The sequence below is a fragment of the Pontibacter oryzae genome (assembly GCF_003576375.1).
Lineage (GTDB): Bacteria > Bacteroidota > Bacteroidia > Cytophagales > Hymenobacteraceae > Pontibacter > Pontibacter oryzae.
This window is the reverse complement of the sequence record NZ_QWGE01000004.1, coordinates 510440-529889: the sequence shown is the minus strand read 5'-3', so window position 1 is coordinate 529889 and position 19450 is coordinate 510440. Positions and strand designations below refer to the sequence as shown.

The 19450-nt window shown below is 48.7% G+C and carries 20 protein-coding genes; 11 read left to right on the top strand and 9 right to left on the bottom strand.

Annotated features, from left to right (window positions below; genetic code table 11):
* Nucleotides 1-2: 2 nt before the first annotated feature.
* The 3 genes from ubiE to D1627_RS14660 form a co-directional block, all read right to left on the bottom strand.
* Nucleotides 3-725: a bifunctional demethylmenaquinone methyltransferase/2-methoxy-6-polyprenyl-1,4-benzoquinol methylase UbiE gene (gene ubiE / locus D1627_RS14670; RefSeq protein ID WP_119432987.1), complete on the bottom strand. Its 723-nt coding sequence runs from the start codon at nucleotides 723-725 to the stop codon at nucleotides 3-5.
* Nucleotides 726-876: 151 nt separating this feature from the next.
* The gene (locus D1627_RS14665) at nucleotides 877-2859 is read right to left on the bottom strand and encodes an OmpA family protein (RefSeq protein WP_119432986.1); all 1983 of its coding nucleotides are present in this window, start codon (nucleotides 2857-2859) and stop codon (nucleotides 877-879) included.
* Between the two features lie 401 nt (nucleotides 2860-3260).
* Nucleotides 3261-4550 (bottom strand): tetratricopeptide repeat protein, encoded by a 1290-nt coding sequence (locus tag D1627_RS14660; protein ID WP_119432985.1) that lies wholly within the window; start codon nucleotides 4548-4550, stop codon nucleotides 3261-3263.
* Nucleotides 4551-4739: 189 nt separating this feature from the next.
* Here D1627_RS14660 and yihA point away from each other — a divergent pair, with 189 nt between their 5' ends.
* The 4 genes from yihA (at nucleotide 4740) to D1627_RS14640 (ending at nucleotide 6763) form a co-directional block, all read left to right on the top strand.
* Entirely contained in the window at nucleotides 4740-5348 is a 609-nt protein-coding gene (gene yihA, locus D1627_RS14655; RefSeq protein WP_119432984.1) for a ribosome biogenesis GTP-binding protein YihA/YsxC, read from the top strand.
* Nucleotides 5349-5420: 72 nt separating this feature from the next.
* Nucleotides 5421-5831 (top strand): energy transducer TonB, encoded by a 411-nt coding sequence (locus tag D1627_RS14650; RefSeq protein WP_119433053.1) that lies wholly within the window; start codon nucleotides 5421-5423, stop codon nucleotides 5829-5831.
* 22 nt (nucleotides 5832-5853) lie between these two features.
* Nucleotides 5854-6339, top strand: a complete 486-nt coding sequence (locus D1627_RS14645) for a DUF5606 family protein (protein WP_119432983.1) — start codon at nucleotides 5854-5856, stop codon at nucleotides 6337-6339.
* 115 nt (nucleotides 6340-6454) lie between these two features.
* Nucleotides 6455-6763: a hypothetical protein gene (locus D1627_RS14640; protein ID WP_119432982.1), complete on the top strand. Its 309-nt coding sequence runs from the start codon at nucleotides 6455-6457 to the stop codon at nucleotides 6761-6763.
* A gap of 132 nt (nucleotides 6764-6895) precedes the next feature.
* Here D1627_RS14640 and fbp read toward each other — a convergent pair whose 3' ends face one another.
* Entirely contained in the window at nucleotides 6896-7903 is a 1008-nt protein-coding gene (gene fbp, locus D1627_RS14635; RefSeq protein ID WP_119432981.1) for a class 1 fructose-bisphosphatase, read from the bottom strand.
* Nucleotides 7904-7980: 77 nt separating this feature from the next.
* Between fbp and D1627_RS14630 the strand changes: the two genes are divergently transcribed.
* The 4 genes from D1627_RS14630 (at nucleotide 7981) to D1627_RS14615 (ending at nucleotide 11612) form a co-directional block, all read left to right on the top strand.
* The gene (locus D1627_RS14630; protein ID WP_119432980.1) at nucleotides 7981-9255 is read left to right on the top strand and encodes an aspartate kinase; all 1275 of its coding nucleotides are present in this window, start codon (nucleotides 7981-7983) and stop codon (nucleotides 9253-9255) included.
* 63 nt (nucleotides 9256-9318) lie between these two features.
* Entirely contained in the window at nucleotides 9319-10092 is a 774-nt protein-coding gene (locus D1627_RS14625; RefSeq protein ID WP_119432979.1) for an enoyl-CoA hydratase-related protein, read from the top strand.
* Nucleotides 10093-10481: 389 nt separating this feature from the next.
* Nucleotides 10482-10946 (top strand): Fur family transcriptional regulator, encoded by a 465-nt coding sequence (locus D1627_RS14620; protein WP_119432978.1) that lies wholly within the window; start codon nucleotides 10482-10484, stop codon nucleotides 10944-10946.
* A 36-nt stretch (nucleotides 10947-10982) separates the two neighbouring features.
* Nucleotides 10983-11612: a peroxiredoxin gene (locus D1627_RS14615; RefSeq protein WP_119432977.1), complete on the top strand. Its 630-nt coding sequence runs from the start codon at nucleotides 10983-10985 to the stop codon at nucleotides 11610-11612.
* A 274-nt stretch (nucleotides 11613-11886) separates the two neighbouring features.
* Here D1627_RS14615 and D1627_RS14610 read toward each other — a convergent pair whose 3' ends face one another.
* The 4 genes from D1627_RS14610 to D1627_RS14595 all read right to left on the bottom strand — a co-directional run bounded on the left by D1627_RS14610 (nucleotide 11887) and on the right by D1627_RS14595 (nucleotide 15178).
* Complete coding sequence (locus D1627_RS14610; protein ID WP_119432976.1) at nucleotides 11887-12369, bottom strand: GNAT family N-acetyltransferase; 483 nt, start codon at nucleotides 12367-12369, stop codon at nucleotides 11887-11889.
* 100 nt (nucleotides 12370-12469) lie between these two features.
* Nucleotides 12470-13348 carry a dimethylarginine dimethylaminohydrolase family protein gene (locus tag D1627_RS14605; RefSeq protein ID WP_158607190.1) on the bottom strand — a complete coding sequence of 293 codons (879 nt, stop codon included), beginning with the start codon at nucleotides 13346-13348 and terminating at the stop codon, nucleotides 12470-12472.
* 271 nt (nucleotides 13349-13619) lie between these two features.
* The gene (locus tag D1627_RS14600; protein WP_119432974.1) at nucleotides 13620-14126 is read right to left on the bottom strand and encodes a hypothetical protein; all 507 of its coding nucleotides are present in this window, start codon (nucleotides 14124-14126) and stop codon (nucleotides 13620-13622) included.
* A gap of 158 nt (nucleotides 14127-14284) precedes the next feature.
* Complete coding sequence (locus tag D1627_RS14595; RefSeq protein WP_119432973.1) at nucleotides 14285-15178, bottom strand: CPBP family intramembrane glutamic endopeptidase; 894 nt, start codon at nucleotides 15176-15178, stop codon at nucleotides 14285-14287.
* A 244-nt stretch (nucleotides 15179-15422) separates the two neighbouring features.
* Between D1627_RS14595 and D1627_RS14590 the strand changes: the two genes are divergently transcribed.
* The 3 genes from D1627_RS14590 to D1627_RS14580 all read left to right on the top strand — a co-directional run bounded on the left by D1627_RS14590 (nucleotide 15423) and on the right by D1627_RS14580 (nucleotide 18626).
* A complete protein-coding gene (locus D1627_RS14590) occupies nucleotides 15423-16664 on the top strand; it encodes a 3-deoxy-D-manno-octulosonic acid transferase (RefSeq protein ID WP_119432972.1) in 1242 nt (413 codons plus the stop codon).
* Between the two features lie 5 nt (nucleotides 16665-16669).
* On the top strand, nucleotides 16670-17593 hold the full coding sequence (gene rsgA, locus D1627_RS14585) for a ribosome small subunit-dependent GTPase A (protein ID WP_119432971.1): 924 nt from the start codon (nucleotides 16670-16672) through the stop codon (nucleotides 17591-17593).
* 331 nt (nucleotides 17594-17924) lie between these two features.
* The gene (locus D1627_RS14580; RefSeq protein ID WP_119432970.1) at nucleotides 17925-18626 is read left to right on the top strand and encodes an SDR family oxidoreductase; all 702 of its coding nucleotides are present in this window, start codon (nucleotides 17925-17927) and stop codon (nucleotides 18624-18626) included.
* A 78-nt stretch (nucleotides 18627-18704) separates the two neighbouring features.
* Here D1627_RS14580 and D1627_RS14575 read toward each other — a convergent pair whose 3' ends face one another.
* Nucleotides 18705-19355, bottom strand: a complete 651-nt coding sequence (locus D1627_RS14575) for a fasciclin domain-containing protein (protein ID WP_119432969.1) — start codon at nucleotides 19353-19355, stop codon at nucleotides 18705-18707.
* Nucleotides 19356-19450: the final 95 nt, after the last annotated feature.

Genomic DNA, 19450 nt, shown 5'->3' with positions numbered 1-19450 from the left:
GGTTACTTTTTGCCCGTGTAAATGGAGCTTATGCCAAATGTGAGTGAATGCCATTTCGTGCCTTTGAATCCGACTTTTTGGTAAATGTTTATAAAATCCTGCCCATCCGGGAAAGCCTGAACCGACTCCGGAAGATATGTATAGGCAGCATTGTCCTTAGAAACGAGTTTACCTACCATCGGTAGTATATTCTTAAAATAAAATTGATAAAGCTGTTTCATCGGGAAGCTGCGTGGCTTGGAGAACTCCAGCACTACGGCCATTCCACCGGGCTTCAATACGCGATGCATTTCAGACAAGCCTTTCTCCAGATTCTCGAAGTTACGCACGCCAAAGGCAACCGTAATCGCATCGAAGGTATTATCCTCGAATGGCAGATTTTCAGAGTCGCCATACTGTAGCTCTATTTTGTTTGTCAGCCCTTTTTTAACCAGCTTCTCACGTCCTACGGCTAACATGCCCTCCGAGATGTCTACTCCCGTAATTTTATCCGGGTTCAGGCGCAGGGTTTCGATGGCAAAGTCGGCGGTGCCGGTGGCAATATCCAGCACTTGCTTGGGTTTTTCGGGAGCTAACAGGCTCACAGCCTTCTTTCTCCAGACAATATCGATGCCAGCGCTCAGAAAGTGGTTCAGGAAATCATACTTGCCTGCAATGTTGTTGAACATTGTAGCCACCTGCGACTTTTTGTTCTCGTTCTGGTCTTTGTAAGGTACTACCGCCATGGGTTGGAATGTAATGTGTAACAGGGCAAAAATACTGTACCTAAAACTATAATCCGCAGTTTATGTTCCGAAATATAAAAAAAGCAGGCCGAGCGTGTGCCCGGCCTGCTTTTCAAGTATAGTTTCTTCGGCCAATCTAGGCCATACCTTGTTACGGGTTTTGCTGCTGCCCCTGGCGCGGAAGCACTTTAAACATAGTTCTGCGGTTAAGCTGCATGTTGTCGGCAGAGGTGTTCGGCACCGCTGGTCTGCTCTCGCCATACGTTACGGTTACCATGCGCTTCGGCGAAATGCCTTTGCTCACCAGGTAATCGAAGGCGGCATCGGCGCGGTTCTGGCCTAGCGTCATGTTATAGCTGTCTGTGGCGCGTGAGTCAGTGTGGCCTTCTATGCTGATGTTCAGCGTTGGGTTAGCCTTCATCACTTCTGCAATCTGGTCTAGCTCCTGGATAGACTCGGCACGTAGTTCATACTTGTCAGTGGCAAAATAGATTGTCTCCATTTTAATGGCTGCGGCTGGTTTAGTGCTTGGTGTAGTTCCAGCAAGGCGCGTTGCCGTGCTATCAGCCATTCTGATGTAGAAATTCTTTGTAATTGTGGTGGTGTCATCCAAAACAACCGGCACATCAAACTCCTGTGTTTCCAGTACTTTGCCATCCAGCGACACCTGCACCTGGTACTTGCGGCCAGAAAGCATGGTTACGCGGTAAGTGGCAGAATCCGGCTTTGTTACATCGCGGTAGCTGATCGGGCGTTTATCTGCCTGGAAGCCGTTAAAGATTAACTCAACACCTGGCAGAGCAATGCTATCGGCTTGCGTAAGCACCTGGCCTCTAACTGTGGTGTTTTTGATGTAGTTGATGGTGTAAATATCCTTCTCGCCGTAGCCACCGATGCGGTAAGACGATAGGTAAGCATAGCTTCCGTCCGGGGCAAGGCGGTAGTAGGTGTCATCATCCGGCGTGTTGATTGGAGAACCCAGGTTTACAGGGCGTGCCCAGCGGCGTGCCACCGAGTCATACTTGGCTGAGAAGATATCGTAGCCACCCATGCTGTTGTGGCCGCGCGACGCGAAGAAAAGCGTACCATCGGCTGCCAAGTATGGGCTGTCATCGTCGAAGGGTGTGTTGATGGTTTTGCCCAAACTTTTTGGGTTGCCCCAACTTCCATTCTTGTTGCGGGTAACCATATAGATATCCAGATCGCCGTTTTCAGAGAAATGGCTGGTTGAGTAGAAAAGCGTTTGGCCATCTGGCGTAATGTATGCATCCGACTCGAAATCGCGGCTGTTTACTTTATCGCTGATGCTCTTAGGTGCTCCCCAGCTACCGTCAGCCTGGCGCTCCGACACCATAATGTCACCGTTGTTCACTGATTGGTAAAGCAACAGCTTAGTGTCGTTATCGAAAAGCTGGATAGATGCATCGTGGCCGGCGCTGTTCAGAGCACCTGGTACAATGCGTGTTTTCTCCCAGGAGTCTTCGCCGGTGCGGGTAGTCTCGAAGATATCCTCGTAGTACTCGCCATCACGGGCCTCTTTGCCACCAGTCACGTTTTCTGAACGAGACGTGAAAAGCAGGTAGTTATAGTCTGAGGAGATTACCGGGCTGTGCTCCGAATAAGCGGTATTCACATCGCCACCCAGGTTTTTCACAAACACATCCTTCGGGTTGGCTACTTCGCGCTTGGCATTTTTGGCATACTGTATCAGTTGGGCTACTTCCTCCTTGCGCTCTATGTTACGCTTGCGGATGTTTCCCTGGTAGTTTTGGAAATGCTCAATGGCGCTGTCGAAGCGGTAGTTAATGTGATCGGTACGGCCTAACCAGTACTCCAGATCACGATCAATGTTAGGCTTTAGCTTTTGTACGCGGTAAAGATAGTCTGCTGATTTCTCCTTATCAAAGGTAAGGTAGCCGATGCCTGCATAGTACAGTGCTTTGGCATTGTTCGGGTCAGCGGCCAGCACTTTCTCATATAGAGGCAAGGCATCCCGGTAATTTTCTTTGTCAAATAATTTGTTGGCTGATCGCAATTGCTTCCTGACGCTTTGTGCCGAGGCAGAGCCTGCCAGCAGGCAAACCATCAAAAACAGCAGAGAAACCCGCGAAAACGATTTGGCTAAATAGGTCATGTGTAAAAGGTTTGTTATACTTTTCTTGTGTTAGTGAAGATGAAAGAACGATGCCCAGGAAGTGTGCCTGGCAATGTTACATGGGTATTTCAGCTTCTATACGAGATATATTAAATTTAGTATATGTTATTCTCTTTCGAATCAGGCCAAGGCATTGACCTGCATACGGTTCAGCAGCCTTAAAAGGTTGAGTATATTTATTTATACTTGGCAACAATACGTTAGCACGAAGTATAACATTATTTACAAATAATTGAATCTACAGCAAATATATAGAATAAATAATATTCGCAAATGATTATTTTGCCCTGCTATCGTTAAATTAGAATAAACCACAAATAAGAAAGCCGCTACAGGTAAACCTGCAGCGGCTTTGCTCTTGAGAACTTTCGGCCAGTAGATTAATGAAATAGAATGCGGTAGATGTCTTTCTCGCCTGCTCCGCCTGGCCTGTCGGAGGAGATATAGGCCGTGCTACGATCTGAGCTTAAGGTGAAGTACAGATCATCGGCTGCCGAATTGACCGGGTAACCCAGGTTGCGGGCCTTGCTCCAGGTGGCATTGCTAATGCTGCTCCTGAAAATATCATAGCCGCCCATAGTGTTGTGCCCACGCGAGCTGAAGTACAAGGTATTGGTGGCGGTGTCCACGAAGGGGGCATCTTCGTCGTAAGGTGTGTTTACTTCCGGGCCCAAGTTCAGGGCTTCGCTCCAACTTCCGTCTTCCTTCTTATAGCTTACATATAAATCCAGGCCACCGTAGCCCCCGGTTCTGTCGCTGGAGAAAAATGCAAATTTACCATCGTCGGTTACGAAAAGCGATGGCTCGCGCGAGCCCTGGTTAAAGGGTGCCTTTAATAGCTCTGGCTGTGTCCAATCGCCGGATTGCAGTTTATAAGATACATGCAGCCCTTTATCAGCGAAGAAAGTGTAAAGCTCTTTGCCGTGTGGCGCTACCGATACTACTGCGTGCTGCGGCATTTGCTGCTGTGTTTCCAAGAAAAGCTCAGACTCCTGCCAGTTTCCTTGCTGCATACGAGTAATCCGGATCTGCTCGGCACCGTTGGCATCCAGCGACTTCCTGCCTTTATCAGGGCGGCGGGTGGTAAACAGCATGGCCTTGTCGTCAGGCATTAGCACGGGCACGTAATCAGAATACTCTGAGTTGATGGCGCTGCCCACATTAGATACATTATAAATGGCTGGGAGGCGCATCAGGTCTTCACCGGCCTGGCATTCGGCTATGCGTTTGCGCAGGAGCTCTTGGTACGTTTTTTCCAGGGTAGGTGCGCTGCGCTTCTCCTGCTCATAATAGGCTTTGGCAGCGCTGAAGTTATGCTCCAAATGGTTTGCCTCGGCCAACGGCAGCAGTAGCTTTTGCTCCACTTTCGCATCCAGGTCAATGGCGCGTTGCAAGGCAGCCCGTGCTTCTTTGGGCATGTTCAGTTGCACGTAAGTAATACCCAATTTATAGTTTGCTTCAGGGCTTGAAGGCTCGGCCTCCACAGCGCTTGCATACAGTTTTAAGGCTGCTTTATAGTCTTCCAGCTCAAAGGCTTGGTCAGCCTTACGGATCAGGCGGCTGGTACCGCCCGGCCATGCCATGGCGCCGCATACCGTAAAGGCCAGCGCCAGCCCCGCTATCCGTACCCCTCTCTTCATGCGCTGTGTTACTTTAAAATGTTCTTTCATTTTATGCGTTAAACTATAAGACTCCCGGCAAAAAGTATAGCAACTTCGCCGAATAGGAAAATTATTCGTTACCTTTGAGGTGCAATAAATAGTGCCTCTGCAAAACGAGGCACAAGTTACTTAATATCCTGCTCTGCGGCTAATGCTATTTAGCATTTTTTAAAGACAGGGCCAAGAACATACTACCGCATGATTATAAGGGAAGCAAAATTTCTGATGAGTAATACCAAAGTAGAGGCCTGCCCTGCGCCAGATAAGCCGGAGTATGCTTTTATTGGCCGCTCTAATGTAGGCAAGTCATCGCTCATCAATATGCTTACAGAGCAGAAAAAACTGGCCAAAACATCGGCACAGCCAGGTAAAACTCAGCTTATCAACCACTTCCTGATAAACAACGAGTGGTACCTGGTGGATTTACCGGGTTACGGCTATGCCAAAGTGAGCAAAAGCTCGCGCGAGGAATGGCGCCGCATGATCAAGTTTTACTTTGAGAAGCGCGAGAACCTAACATGCGTGTTCGTATTGATCGACTCGCGCCACGAACCGCTGCAGCCCGACCTTGATTTCATAAACCAACTTGGAACCATGGGCGTGCCTTTTGTACTTGTATTTACAAAAGTGGATAAACAATCGGCCCTTAAAACAGACTCAACCATAGCCGCCTACGAGCGTAAACTCCGTGAAACGTGGGATGAGCTGCCGCAAATGTTCCGTACCTCCGCCGAAAAGCAGGTTGGCCGCAACGAGATACTCTCTTTTATAGATGAGGTAAACGCACAAGTGCAAAACCAAGAATAGCCTGGGCGAGGGTTGCATTTAAGCAGGAGCCGAAGTTTACCCGTGATGTAGGATTTTTAAATGTTTACCCTTATGAAAAGTAAAATCTCATTTTTGTTTCTTTTATTTGCCTTTGCTGCGCTAACGGCCAGTGCCCAAACCTCGCAAGACAAGCCCGCACAAGAGCAGGCTGAAGAAAAAAAGTTTTGGGTGCCAAGCAAGGTTATACCTGTTGCTGAGTTCTATGAAGGAGGCCAGGAAGCCATGTATAAAGCCATAGACAAAGAGCTGGTATACCCACCACTCGCCAAGCGCAACCGCGTGCAAGGTGACTGCATTATCGGCTTTACCCTGAACGCTGACGGCTCCACTTCTAACTTTAAGGTGTTGCGCACGGCTGGGGCCAACACTGGTGAGGAGGCTTTGCGCGTGGCACGGTTGCTGAAGTTTAATGCGCCGGGCTTTGCCGTAGATGCCAGTATCCCGATTATGTTTAAACTATAACCAAACAGACATACCTTTTACTATGCCTATCGATTTAAGACAAGTTGCAGCTGTATCTGGCCAGAGCGGCCTTTTCCGTGTGGTAAAACCAACACATACCGGTGTAATTATGGAGACCCTAGAGGAGACTCCGAAAACGATGGTAGCGCAGGCGCGCCACCGTATGTCGCTGCTCGATGAGATCTCTATCTACACGACCGATGAAGAAGGAACGGTGCCACTTGCCGAGGTTTTTGATCGCGTGCACGAAAAATATGGCGATAACCTGCCCCTGAGCGAAAAGCCAAGCAACGAGGACTACAAAGCCTTTATGGCCGAGGTACTGCCAAACTATGACGATGACCGCGTGTATGTGTCGGACATGAAGAAACTGGCAACCTGGTACACCATCGTGAAAAAGTATGTAGGCTTTACCAAAGCTGAGGAAGCTAATACTTCGTCTGAATCTGAGGAGGCTACCGCTGAAGCTGAAGCGCCTGCAAAAGCTACCAAGAAAAAGAAAGCATAATGTTAAAAAGCCCTCCTGCACCGGAGGGCTTTTTGTTTGAACTCATCACTCTGCCGCGTATAAACCCCTAACCTGTTAGCCAAGCTGCCACAGCCTGCAGCGCCCATCGTTTGCCATGCCTTACTCACCAGCCATACTTGCCGGCACCACCAACCACCTGCAACGGATTTTTGAGGTAGATAACCTACCCAGTTCTGATCTGGAGGCACTGGAGTATAAGCTGGCCCATGTGGTGCTACACCTCATCCGCTCCGACTTTAACCGCCTGTTGCACTTGCTCTACCGCATCGATGTGGACGAGCGTAAAGTAAAGGCCGCCATGATAGATGCCGACGAAGACACCGTCTCCATCCGCATTGCACGCCTCATTATCAAAAGGGAAATCCAGAAAACAGAGATCAGGCTAAGGTATAGCGGGAGGTAAGCCTGCCCCGGTCAAGAATAAATTCACGCACTGGCTTCAGTTGTGCTGCCAAACAAAAAGGCAGAAAGCCTTTCAGCTCTCTGCCTTTGATATTTTGTTTTAACTAATTCCAGATTGGTATAAGCGCTTTTCTTAGCCTACTTCCACTTCAGCTTTCAGGAACTCATGTACTTTGTCCACCATCTCGGTTGAGCCGATGAACAGTGGGCAACGCTGGTGCAGCTCCGTTGGCTGCATCTCCATAATGCGCTGCGAGCCATTGGTTGCCTTACCTCCGGCTTGCTCCACAATAAAGGCCAACGCATTGCACTCATACATTAAGCGTAGCTTGCCTTTTGGCGCTTTGGTGGTGGCCGGGTACATGTAAATACCCCCTTTTAGCAGGTTGCGGTGGAAATCTGCCACCAGCGAGCCAATGTAGCGTGCCGAGTAATCGTTTTCCTTGCAGTAGTTTACATACTGCTTCACGCCTTCCGGGAAATAGTTGTATGTACCCTCGTTGATGGAGTAAATATTCCCTGTAGTTGGCGACGTGATGGTAGGGTGCGACAAGAAGAACTCGCCCAACGACGGATCGTAAGTGAAGCCATTTACGCCATGCCCTGTAGTATACACCAACATGGTAGAAGATCCGTAGATAACATAACCGGCAGCAACCTGGCGATCACCTTTCTGCAGGCAGTCTTCCTCGGTGCCATCGCAGCCTTGCTCGGAAAGGCGGCGATATACCGAGAAGATTGTGCCGATCGAGACGTTCACATCGATGTTAGACGATCCGTCGAGCGGGTCGATGGCCACGATGTATTTGCCTTTGTGGTTACCGGTCTGGATGATGTCATCCTCCTCTTCAGAAATAATGGTGCAAACTTCGCCCCCGTTGCGCAAGGCACGTATGAAGCGGATGTTGGCAATCACGTCCAGCTTTTGCTGGTCTTCGCCCTGCACGTTCTGTTGGCCGTAAGCGCCGGTTACATCCAGCAGGCCTGCGCGATTAATTTCGCGGTTCACGATTTTGGCCGCCAGGGCTATATCGCGGAGCAACTGCGACAGCTCCCCGGTTGCGTACGGGAAGGCTTCTTGTTTTCTCATGATAAACCTGTCCAGCGTGGTGCCTACAGGAAGCGCGAGTTTGTCATTCATAAAGATAAGTTTAACCTTTTGCTTACAAAAATATCATATTTAGGCAATATTCCGAATGATGCCTAATTTTACAGTACATGACACAAGACAGGATAAAAGTATTTAAGTTCGGTGGGGCCTCGGTAAAAAGCGCGGAGGCTTTCCGTAACCTGGCCCGGATTGTAACAGCAAAGGGCGGAGAAAGACACCTATTGCTGATAGTTTCTGCAATGGGTAAAACCACTAATGCCCTGGAGGAACTGCTCAACCTGGCGTACCAACAGCATGCGTTTGAGCAGCCATTCCTGCACCTGAAGGCGTATCACTTCGAGGTATTGCAAAACTTGTTTCCGCAGCAGGACCACGCTGTGTTTCAGCGGCTCGAACACCTCTTCGATTTGCTGCATTCCCAACTCACGGGAATCCAACCGAACGACAACTTTGATTTCGTATACGATCAAACAGTAAGTTTTGGCGAACTTTTTTCTTCCACAATCCTGCATTGTTTTCTGAAGGAACAAGGCGTGCATAACGCACTGATTGACAGCAAAAAGTATATCCAAACAGATAGTACCTGGCGCGAAGCCAAGGTAGACTGGGCCTGGAGTGAGCGCCTGATAAAGCGTGATGTGATACCACTGTTACAACAAGGGCTAGTGGTAACACAGGGTTTTTTAGGAGGCACTAACAATGGCCTAACTACTACCCTGGGCCGCGAGGGCTCCGATTTTAGCGCCGCCGTTTTTGCATACTGCCTGGATGCCGAGGGGATGTATATCTGGAAAGATGTGGCCGGCCTGCTAAACGCTGACCCAAAATATTTCCCAGATACTGTGTGTTACCCGGAGATCTCCTACCAGGAAACCGTGGAGATGGCCTATTATGGCGCCTCGGTCATCCACCCGAAAACGATTAAGCCCCTTGCCAATAAGCAGATACCCTTGTACGTAAAGTCGTTTCTGGACCCTGAGGGCGCGGGCACCAAGATTTGCGAGTGCCGCTTCGAGGTGATTGCCCCGGCATACATTATCAAGGAGAAGCAGTGCCTGATATCTTTCGGCGTAAAGGATTTCACGTTTATTTCGGAGCAGAACCTGGGCACTATCTTTAACGCGCTCTCGGAGTTGCGCATCAAGATTAATCTGATGCAGAACTCAGCCATCTCCTTCTCGATCTGCACGGATTACCACCCAGAGCGCCTGCACCGCCTCCTGCAAACCCTGCACGACCAGTTTGTAATCCACTATAACACTGAGTTGCGCCTGTACACCATCAAAAACTACGACACGCAAAGTATAAACCGCATGATGGAAGGCAGGCAGGTGTTGATGGAGCAGCGCACGCGCACCACTTTTCAGTTTGTGAGTAAATAGATTGCCAGGCTATCTTTATAAAACCGTATCTTGAGTCATCAACAACAGAAGCCTATTTATACTATGGAATTTATACTTGTAACACCCCAAGCGCAACCACACGTAGCGCTGATACAACTAAACAGACCCAAAGAGCTAAATGCCCTGAACCTGCAACTGATGGCCGAACTGCGCGATGCCCTGAAAGAGCTGGACGAGAACGACGAGGTGCGCGCCATCATTATTACCGGCAACGAACGCGCTTTTGCCGCTGGTGCCGATATTAAGCAAATGGCCGGCAAAACTGCTATTGATATGCTAAACGTGGACCAGTTCTCGACTTGGGACCAGATCCGGAAGACCAAAAAGCCGATTATTGCCGCCGTGTCTGGCTTTGCGCTGGGCGGAGGTTGTGAGTTGGCCATGACCTGCGATATGATCGTGGCTTCGGAAACTGCCCAGTTTGGCCAGCCAGAGATTAAGATCGGGGTGATGCCAGGCGCAGGTGGTACGCAGCGCCTTACCAAAGCCATTGGCAAAGCCAAAGCCATGGAAATGGTGCTAACCGGCAAGTTTATCTCCGCCGACGAAGCTGAAAAACATGGCCTGATTAACCGTGTGGTGCCCGTGGAGCTATACCTAGACGGGGCCTTTAAACTGGCTGCCGATGTGGCGCAAATGTCGCCGGTGGCGGCTAAGCTGGCCAAGGAATCCGTGAACCGCTCTTTCGAGACCCACCTGGACGAAGGCCTGCACTTTGAGCGCAAGAACTTCTACCTCTGCTTCGCCTCCGAAGACCAAACCGAAGGTATGAACGCCTTTGTGGAGAAGCGAAAGCCCGAGTTTAAGGGAAGATAGTAGAGAGGTAGAGAGGTAAAAAGTTAGAAGGTTAAAAAGTTAGAAAGTTGCACTGGGCTAGGGCGGGATGCTTTAGTTTGGTGCAATTTTTTTGTACCCGATTCTTTCGCAAACTGTAGTGCTTTGCTCGGGGTTATGCCGGTTTATACTTATAAGTATATATTTTTCGGAATACTTGCAAAGCATGGGCTGATGGGCGTTAAAGCCGGAAAATCGCCTTTTTGGCAAAGCTGATTTAACATTAATACACTATATTACAAGCACATAATACTTACTTATACTTTGGCCATTTCTTCAACTTTCTTTGCACTCAGGGTTTCAACTTCGAAATATATGCCTTACCTTTGTGGCCAATTCTTACTAGTTAAGAATTATTCTTAGTTAAGAACATGCAGCCACTAACGCGCCAACAAATACATCAGCAAATTTCTGCCTCGGGCTTAAAAGCCACGAGCCAGCGCATTGTGGTGTTTGAGGCTATGGCAGCACTGCATGGGCAGCACCCAACCGCAGAGGAAGTATACCAGCACCTGCACGCGGCAAACCCCAGCATCTCGCTGGGCACCGTGTACAAAACGCTCGATACCTTTGTGGAGGCGGAACTGATCCGGCGGGTGCTTTCTGAGGAAGGTGGCAAACGCTACGATGCCGGCATGAGCCCGCACAGCCATATTTACTGCAGCAATACCAAGGAGATCATCGATTTTGAGGATGAAGAACTGGAAAAGCTGCTGGCAGCGTTTTTTAGCCAGCATCGCCTCGAAAACTTTGAACTTAAAGGCTTCTCGGTGCAGTTGACAGGCAATAAGCTGGAGCCCGGCAAGCAGATAAGCATTACAAGAGTTTCCAAATAGATTTTTTTAACCAATTCAATAATTTACTAAACCAACATGGCAGTATTAGTAGGTAAAAAAGCACCTTCGTTTAAGACAATGGCTGTTGAAAACGGCGAGTTTGTAGAAGACTTTTCATTAGAGCAATACCTGGGCAAGAAGCACGTACTTTTCTACTTCTACCCAATGGACTTCACGTTTGTGTGCCCAACTGAGATCATCGCCTTCCAGGACAGAATGGAAGAGTTTGAGCGCAAAGGTGTGGCCGTAGTAGGTTGCTCTACCGATACGCACTTCTCTCACTTTGCCTGGTTAAACACGCCACGCGACAAAGGAGGTATTGAAGGTGTAAACTACCCACTTGTAGCTGATGCAGCTAAAACTATCGCTCAGAACTACGATGTGCTAGCTGGTCATTACGACTACAACGAGGAAGGCGAAGTTACTTTCGTGGGTGAGCCGGTTGCTTACCGTGGCCTGTTCCTGATTGACAAAGAAGGTGTAGTTCGCCACCAGGTTGTAAACGACATGCCACTGGGCCGCTCTATTGATGAGGCACTGCGCATGATTGATGCCCTGCAGTATTTCGAGGAGAAAGGCGAAGTTTGCCCAGCCAACTGGTCTGAAGGCAAAGAGGCAATGAGCGCTACAAAAGAGGGCGTTTCTAACTACCTTGCAAAGCACTAAGCTTTAACAGCTTTTAAATAGCAGAAAAGCCCCGGCCTAGGCCGGGGCTTTTTTATTTACGGAAGTATAGATAGTAGAAACAGCTCCTGAAGGACACTCTTACTCTTCACGCCCCTTGTCCGCTACAGCATTTCCCCTGACAATTCTACAAGCTAAGATATACATTGCATTGCTACCGCTCTGGTTTTTGCCAGTGCCGCAGCCAATCTCCGGGTATGCGTTAAAACTCATACTTGTCTGCATGGCGACTAACGGTTATAGGTTGGTTGCATGCTTACAGTTGCTTTATCATCCAGATGTTGCAGGCGTAGTGGCCAGAGTTGCCAAGGGCGTGCGGCAGCGGTTTGAAACCTGCTTTTTCATACATGGACACCGCTTTTGCCAGCTCAGGAAACGACTCTAGGTATAGTTGCTTATACCCAAGAGCGCGGGCGGCTTCTATACTTTGCTGCATCAGTTTGTTGCCAATTCCTTTGCCTCGTGCATCGGTTGCCAGATAAAACTTAACCAGCTCGGCACAGCCTTCCGGTAGGCCTTCTGTTGGGTAAACGCCGCAGCCGCCAAGTAATACGCCATCTTCTTCGGCCACAAAGTAGGTGCTGCCAGGTTGCCGGAACAGTTGGTACAGTGCGTCAGTGGTAGGGTCGGTGTACACGGTGCCGGGCTTGTCTATCTTAAACTCCCGGAAAACAGTTCGGATGAGGTCGGCCAGCGGCTCGTTATCTGTAAGCTGAATAGGGCGAATGGTGAGCGGCATACATTGTTAGTTTAGATATGGTAAGCTACTAAAAATGCAGGTATGCAGTACTTCTCGAGCACAGATTTATACTTGCGCGCATACTTTCCCTCGCCTGAAACTAACCTCTACGCAAGGGCAGGCTGCAGCACCTGAATGAGCCTCCGGTGCTTGGCGCCGCATCGAATGTTATCTCTACCACGTCTATGCCGGCCTTCCTTATTTCGTCGTTAACAGGCTGGCACAATGGGTGGTCGCGGCTAATAAGCCTGTCCTGCGACAGGGAAAGTATGTTGGTGGCCAGCTCCTGCTGCTGCTCCTTGGTTACCTTTATCAGGTTGTAATTGTCCAGGATTTCGTGCGGAAGCTGTTTAAATCCTTCTTCGTAAATGAGTGCCAAATTCTCCCCTACAGGGTTAAACATGCAATCCAGGTGCAGCACGTTCTCGCCTTCTGCCAGCGTTCGCGCCTCTATGGGCACCACGTTAAACTCATTGCCGAACTGCTCCTCTAGAAAAGCCACGCCCTCGGGGTTGGTGCGCTGCGATACGGCTACAAAAATATTTCCTTTGTCTACCAGTATATCGCCGCCCTCAATAAAACAGGTCGGCGAGTCCGGGATAATGATGTTGGCCTCGTGGCCGGGAATGTCGTGCAGGTAACGGAAAATGCCAGCGCTCTCGTAGCGGCGACTTCTTTTCACCATGTTGCAGAGCAGGAACTTCTCCCCTATTACCATGCCGATGTCGCGGGGCGTGAGCTGGTCGTATACAAACTTGCCCACGTAATCGGGCACCAGCACCTCAACGCCCGCCTCCGTCAGCACCTGCCTAAAGGTGTCGAACTCTTCCTTTAGCCGCTCCTTTGTGGGCAGCCCCTGCTTCTGGTCCTCGTTCACGAGCTCTACATAAGCGGGCGCCTCGCTATAGTTCTCGTACCTCCCGATAATTACTTTTTGCAGCGTATCGGTCTCGCTGTACTGCTTTATGCTTTTACTCAAATCTATACTTTCAAATTGTGCTTTTAATGCTACAAAAGTAAGGCCTGAAGTTGGGTTTGGCTAATTTATACTTTTTGGGGCGCGAGTAGAGGCAAAGTGTTAAAAAACAATAAGTGCGGAATTTAGCTGGCTGTTATAGCAACGACCAACCGTAAGTATGATATTACAAATATCTATTGATATATCTCATTGCTTCGGCTTTTGTAAGTAGCTTAGTTAAGTTATGGATAATGGTATTTATGAAGTGATGCATTCGCCACTTTCACTCTCTTTATATATCGTCTACAATCAAATCAGCCTTAAACTTAAAGGCTAATAATTTAGCATGTTTGAGCGCTTTATCTCTATTTGAATAAACGAAGGAAAATTCTGGCTTAGAAGCATTCGAATACAATACCGCCTTAAACCTGATTATTCTACCCGAAACTGTAGGACTTATGCCATTCGGTGTATTAGTGCTTATGTAGCTGGCAGAAATAACTTTTACGCTCACTATATTAGGCAGTGATATCCAGTCCCCGAATTTATAACCGCCAATTGAAAAATATTTTTTAAATCTGTTTTTTGTAAAATCAATAAGCGTTCCATCGTAAGAGGATACAATTAAAAGCCCGAGGGTTACGGCTCCAGTTCCTACAAGCAAAACTCGCTCAGTTGAACTTTCATTCTTCAGAAATGCTGGACTCACTAAAGTAAATACGCCTGCAAGTAGCAAAAGGACTCCTAAAAGGTGCGGCCCTGCTAGCAGATTTCGCTCTCTAAAGTTAAAGTTTTTCATAACAGGGCCGTTTGGGTGCTTAACGTGTTGGACTATAAAGCAGCCTAACTAGCTGATGGGTGTAAGTATCATTAGCGCTTTAATGGTGAGCAACCAAAGCCACGAATTCTACTAATACAAATGCAAGCTGTATTTTATAGGCTTAAGTTTCCAACCCACTATTGTAAAGCTACTGTAAGTGGCTCGTTGTTTCTCCTCCAATACGGTTTAATGATTCTGCCAGCCTTATGACTCAATACCAAAAGTACGATGGTTGGTATTAAACAGAATAGCGTTGCCTGAACAGAGCCTTCCGGACCAAATTGCCCGCCTGTATACCAAACTGCACCTTCAATTTCAGAAGTTATTAACGTCTTGGAGATTGTATTGCCTGACACCTTTGCACCAAAAATGGCGGATTGGGTAAAATTCCAGGCAAAATGCAGTGCAATGGGAAACCACAAGTTCCTTGAGTAGATATAAGCTGCTGCAAGCAGAAGCCCAGCTTGAATAGCAAGACCGACTGCGGCAGTTAATGAACTATTAGGGTTAGCAAAGTGCATGGCTCCAAATAATGCGGCAGAAATTAGTAAGGCAAGGTAGCTCCCCAGCTTCTCTTCTGTAATCCTGAAAACTATCCCTCTCAATAGAATCTCTTCCACAATGGCAGAGGTAAAGGCCATAGCCAATGGAGGAATTATATACAGGACGGGATTTATAGATATAATAGTATAACCTCCTTTTAAGTAGATCACTAATATGGTCAATGCCTGTAAAACCACGCCTAGAGTTAGGCCAAGAATTAAGTTTTTAAAGAGGTTGTTTTTAGAGAATTCCGTTATTTCTCTTTGCTCGTAATGTTTGAATAAATAGGAGTAGGATACTATTGCAAGTATTGCAACAATAACCCCTCGTATTAGCTTTGCCAGGTCACTGTTGATGCTTGTTAACTCCAGAATTTTATCCACTAAAGGTTGCCCAACTCTGATTATGGCTAAACATACTATTAGCCCGACTATTATCTTCGTCAGAGGGAAGTGCAGGGCTTTTTGCCCGAGACTGATTTTGCTCATTTCAGTATTGTTAGGTTGTGCAAGGGTTGGCTACAAGGATCGGTAACAGTGAGTAATAGAAACTAACTATATTCATCCCACCAAATATAGCAAACAATATTAAATCACCAAATAATCAAAAATTTACTAACCACAAAGTATACTCCCTTACACACATTCCCTGCGCAATACCTTATATTTGCAGCATAACCAGACCTCACAGTGTCTTGCGGCGCTGTGAGCGCTTTAATGTTAAGTATACATTTTGAAGTTACTTTATACACTCGGCCTGAAGGCTTACAAAACCGCCATTACGCTGGCCGCTCCCTTTAACGAGAAGGCCCGGCTAATGCAGCAGGGGCGCGTGCGGCAGTTTGAAAGGCTACAGGAGGCATTGGCCGGCAACCAGGCGCCCCTCGTGTGGTTCCACTGTGCCTCCCTTGGCGAGTTTGAACAGGGCCGCCCCGTGATGGAAGCTTTCCGGGAGGCTTTTCCGAAGTATAAGATCCTGCTCACGTTCTTCTCCCCATCGGGTTACGAGGTACGCAAAAACTACACAGGCGCTGATTACATTTTCTACCTGCCCCTGGATAGCGCTGCCAATGCCCGCAGGTTCCTTAGCATTACTAAGCCAAAGCTGGCCGTTTTTGTGAAGTATGAGTTCTGGCACTATTATATGCAAGAGCTGGAGTATCGGCAAATTCCGGTGCTTTCCGTGTCTGCCATTTTCCGGGCAGAGCAAGTATACTTTAAAGGCTACGGCGATTTTTACCGCAACATCCTGCGCCGCTTCACGCACATTTATACCCAGAACAAACCTTCGCTGGAGCTGCTGCAGGGCATACATATCAGCAAGGCAAGTATAGCCGGCGACACCCGCTTCGACAGGGTGCTGCAAACGGCTGCCTCGGTAAAGACCATACCTCTAGTAGAGGCGTTTGCGGCAGGTAAACTTGTGTTTATGATCGGTAGCAGCTGGCCCGCTGATTTGGATGCGCTGCTCCCGCTGATTCAGAAGTACCAACAAAGTATAAAATTCATCATTGCGCCGCACGAGGTGAACGAGGCAAGTATAAACGCAGTGATGCAAAGTTTGGGCAAGGGCGCCGTGCGTTTCTCAAACACCACCGAGGCAGACGCAGCCAAGTATAACGTGCTCGTTATCGATAACATCGGCATGCTTTCGTCGCTATACAGCTATGGCACCTATGCCTACATTGGCGGGGCCTTTGGCAAAGGGCTGCATAACACACTGGAGGCAGCCGTGTTTGGTTTGCCGCTATTCTTTGGCCCCACCTACGATAAATTTCAGGAGGCAAAAGACCTGGTGGCACTGGGCTGCGCCTTTCCGGTGAATAACGCCGAGGAGCTGCTACAGGCTTTTGAGCAAGTGCACGCAACACCGGGACTACGCCAAAGTATAACAAACAAAGAAAAAGAATACGTACAAGAGCAGGCTGGCGCCACCGCCAAAATTATGGCTGATGTAAAGCAGCTGCTTAAATAAACCGAATGAAGGGAGTAGTAGTAAAATCGACGGGATCATGGTATTTGGTGCGCGACGAGGAAGGTAAATTGCACCGGGCACGCCTGCGCGGTAAATTTAAGATCAAGGGCCTGAAGGTTAGCAACCCGCTGGCCGTAGGCGACCGCGTGGAGTTTGAGGTGGAGACAACCGGCGAGGACACGGCCATTATCCACCACATTGTCCCGCGCGAAAACTACATCATCCGCCAGAGCACGCACAAATCCGCTTACTCGCATATTATTGCTGCCAACCTGGATCAGGCATTGCTAATCGTGACGCTGGTATCGCCACGAACCTCCTTTGGTTTTATAGACCGCTTTCTGGTAACCGCCGAGGCTTACGACATTCCAGCCACGCTTATCTTCAACAAAACCGATTTGTATGATGACGATGCCATGGACTACCAGCGCCAGATTAGCCACATGTATGGCCAGATCGGCTACCCAAGTTTGGCAGTATCGGCTAAAAACAACGAGGGCCTGGACCAGGTAAATGCGCTCCTGCACGGTAAAACAACATTGCTAGCTGGTCACTCGGGCGTGGGCAAATCCTCGCTGATCAACCTGCTGGTGCCAGACCTGGAACTGAAAACCTCCGAAATTTCTGACTTCTCCGACAAGGGCGTGCACACCACTACCTTTGCTGAGATGTTCGAGATTGACTCAGAAACCTTTATTATCGATACGCCGGGCATCAAGGAGCTGGGCATTGTAGATATTCCGGCGGCAGAGTTGGGCCACTTCTTCCCGGAGATGCGCGAGCGCCTGAACCAGTGCCGCTTTAATAACTGCACGCACGTAAACGAGCCGGGCTGCGCCATCATTGCAGCCGTGCGCAGCAGCGAAATCTCCCTGACCCGCTACGAAAGCTACCTAAGCATGCTGCACGGCGGTGACAACCGGAAATAGGTTAGGAGGTTGGGAGTTAGAAAGTTAGAAGGTTTGTAGGTTAGAAAGTTGGGAGGTTGTTGAGGTTAGTATAAGCAGCGGCCCTACCGCGAGTTTTCAACTCGTGGTACCGCATGAGGCCAGTTTTCAACTGGCGTGATTAGTGTGCTGATCCACACAAGCCCAAAGTATCGTAAGGGTGTACCCCATAAATATCCACGCTATCCCTCTCAACAATCAACAACTAACCATCCAACAACTAACCATCCAACAATCACCAATTAACAATTTAACCATTCCCCTCCTGTTGCGTTACAGATTTTATACTTCTGAAAGTTAAGCAACTGGAACTATGAAACTTGAAAACGCTAACATCCTGATAACCGGCGGCACGCTGGGTATTGGCCATGCCACCGCTAAATTACTGATCGAGCACGGAGCCAACGTAGCCATCACGGGCCGCGACGAGAAGCGCACACACAAAGCTGCCCGCGATATTGGTGCACTGCCTATCACTGCCGACGTGGCTAACCCCGATGATGTAAAGCGCACCTTTAAAACCTTCTTAAACGAGTATGGCAAGCTGGATGCCCTCATCAATAATGCCGGCATCGGAACCCGTAAGTTACTGGAAGAGCTCACCGTGGAGGATTTCCAGAAAGTATACAGCGTAAATGTGTTTGGCGCTGCCATGATGGGAGCCCGCGCTGCCGAGATCTTCAAGAAACAGAAGCACGGCAACATCATCAACATTGGTTCTACGGCAGCGCTGAAGGGCTACGAAGGCGGCTCGGTTTACGCCTCCTCAAAAGCCGCCCTGCGTAGTATGACCCAAAGCTGGCAAGCCGAGCTGCGCAAGTATAACGTGCGTGTTTCTTTAATAAACCCAAGCGAGGTAACTACCGCCTTTGGCCAGGAAGACCGCCAGGAGCGCGAGAGCCAGCCTAACAAACTGCGCGGCGAGGAAATAGCTTGGGCCATTAAAAGCGCCTTGCAAATGGATGACCGGGGCTTTATACCGGAGCATTCGGTATGGGCAACCAACCCGTTTTAGCATTTTACATACTTCAAACAAAAAGGGAGGCATACCTAAACGTATGCCTCCCTTTTTTATACTTTCTGGCTTAATAACCTATTGCTCTGTAACCAATACTTTATCAATAACATGAATAACACCGTTCTCGCTCAACGCATCGGGCCGCACTACTTCGGCACCGTTTATCATTACTTTTTCGCCTTGCTTGGCAACCTTTAGCTGCTCCCCGCCCACGGTGTTAAGTATGGCACCGTCTTTCAGGTCTGCTGCGGTGAGCTTGCCCGTAACCACATGGTTTTTGAGGATGCTCTGTAACCTTTGCTTGTTCTCGGTTTTCATCAGTTCGTCCAGTACTGTGGCTGGCAACGCCTCGAAGGCCTTGTTCTGTGGGGCAAAAACGGTGTAAGGGCCCGTATCGTTGAGAGTGTTAACCATGCCAGCCTTTCTGAGGGCGGCAGCCAGGGTACTTAGTTTCTGATTCGAGGTGATGTTTTCCAGAATCATTTGGCTCGGCATCATTTCATTGCCACCAACGGATGGGTCTGTCATACTTAGGTCAACGTTCTCGCCGCCTGCCTCTCCCTCACCGGATAGCCTGCCCGATGTGTTAGGATTTGTCATCTTGGCGTCAACCTGAGCCCCGGGGTTTGGCTTGCTTTCTTCCTGGGTTTCGTTGGCGGTGTGCTCGTTTCCGCAACTGAGTAAGGCTATAGATAGCATAAAAGCTAATATGTATGATATTTTCATAATCCTCGGTTTTTTGCTTTTCAAAATAGAAAACACACCTTTCCTTTAGCAAGAGTAAAGTGTGCCCTGTTGCTAGCTTAAACTATAATTTGCGT

Bases quoted from the DNA above. Each gene is read 5' to 3' on its own strand.
- ubiE (WP_119432987.1), bottom strand. From the start codon at position 725: ATGGCGGTAGTACCTTACAAAGACCAGAACGAGAACAAAAAGTCGCAG.
- D1627_RS14665 (WP_119432986.1), bottom strand. From the start codon at position 2,859: ATGACCTATTTAGCCAAATCGTTTTCGCGGGTTTCTCTGCTGTTTTTG.
- D1627_RS14660 (WP_119432985.1), bottom strand. From the start codon at position 4,550: ATGAAAGAACATTTTAAAGTAACACAGCGCATGAAGAGAGGGGTACGG.
- yihA (WP_119432984.1), top strand. From the start codon at position 4,740: ATGATTATAAGGGAAGCAAAATTTCTGATGAGTAATACCAAAGTAGAG.
- D1627_RS14650 (WP_119433053.1), top strand. From the start codon at position 5,421: ATGAAAAGTAAAATCTCATTTTTGTTTCTTTTATTTGCCTTTGCTGCG.
- D1627_RS14645 (WP_119432983.1), top strand. From the start codon at position 5,854: ATGCCTATCGATTTAAGACAAGTTGCAGCTGTATCTGGCCAGAGCGGC.
- D1627_RS14640 (WP_119432982.1), top strand. From the start codon at position 6,455: ATGCCTTACTCACCAGCCATACTTGCCGGCACCACCAACCACCTGCAA.
- fbp (WP_119432981.1), bottom strand. From the start codon at position 7,903: ATGAATGACAAACTCGCGCTTCCTGTAGGCACCACGCTGGACAGGTTT.
- D1627_RS14630 (WP_119432980.1), top strand. From the start codon at position 7,981: ATGACACAAGACAGGATAAAAGTATTTAAGTTCGGTGGGGCCTCGGTA.
- D1627_RS14625 (WP_119432979.1), top strand. From the start codon at position 9,319: ATGGAATTTATACTTGTAACACCCCAAGCGCAACCACACGTAGCGCTG.
- D1627_RS14620 (WP_119432978.1), top strand. From the start codon at position 10,482: ATGCAGCCACTAACGCGCCAACAAATACATCAGCAAATTTCTGCCTCG.
- D1627_RS14615 (WP_119432977.1), top strand. From the start codon at position 10,983: ATGGCAGTATTAGTAGGTAAAAAAGCACCTTCGTTTAAGACAATGGCT.
- D1627_RS14610 (WP_119432976.1), bottom strand. From the start codon at position 12,369: ATGCCGCTCACCATTCGCCCTATTCAGCTTACAGATAACGAGCCGCTG.
- D1627_RS14600 (WP_119432974.1), bottom strand. From the start codon at position 14,126: ATGAAAAACTTTAACTTTAGAGAGCGAAATCTGCTAGCAGGGCCGCAC.
- D1627_RS14595 (WP_119432973.1), bottom strand. From the start codon at position 15,178: ATGAGCAAAATCAGTCTCGGGCAAAAAGCCCTGCACTTCCCTCTGACG.
- rsgA (WP_119432971.1), top strand. From the start codon at position 16,670: ATGAAGGGAGTAGTAGTAAAATCGACGGGATCATGGTATTTGGTGCGC.
- D1627_RS14580 (WP_119432970.1), top strand. From the start codon at position 17,925: ATGAAACTTGAAAACGCTAACATCCTGATAACCGGCGGCACGCTGGGT.
- D1627_RS14575 (WP_119432969.1), bottom strand. From the start codon at position 19,355: ATGAAAATATCATACATATTAGCTTTTATGCTATCTATAGCCTTACTC.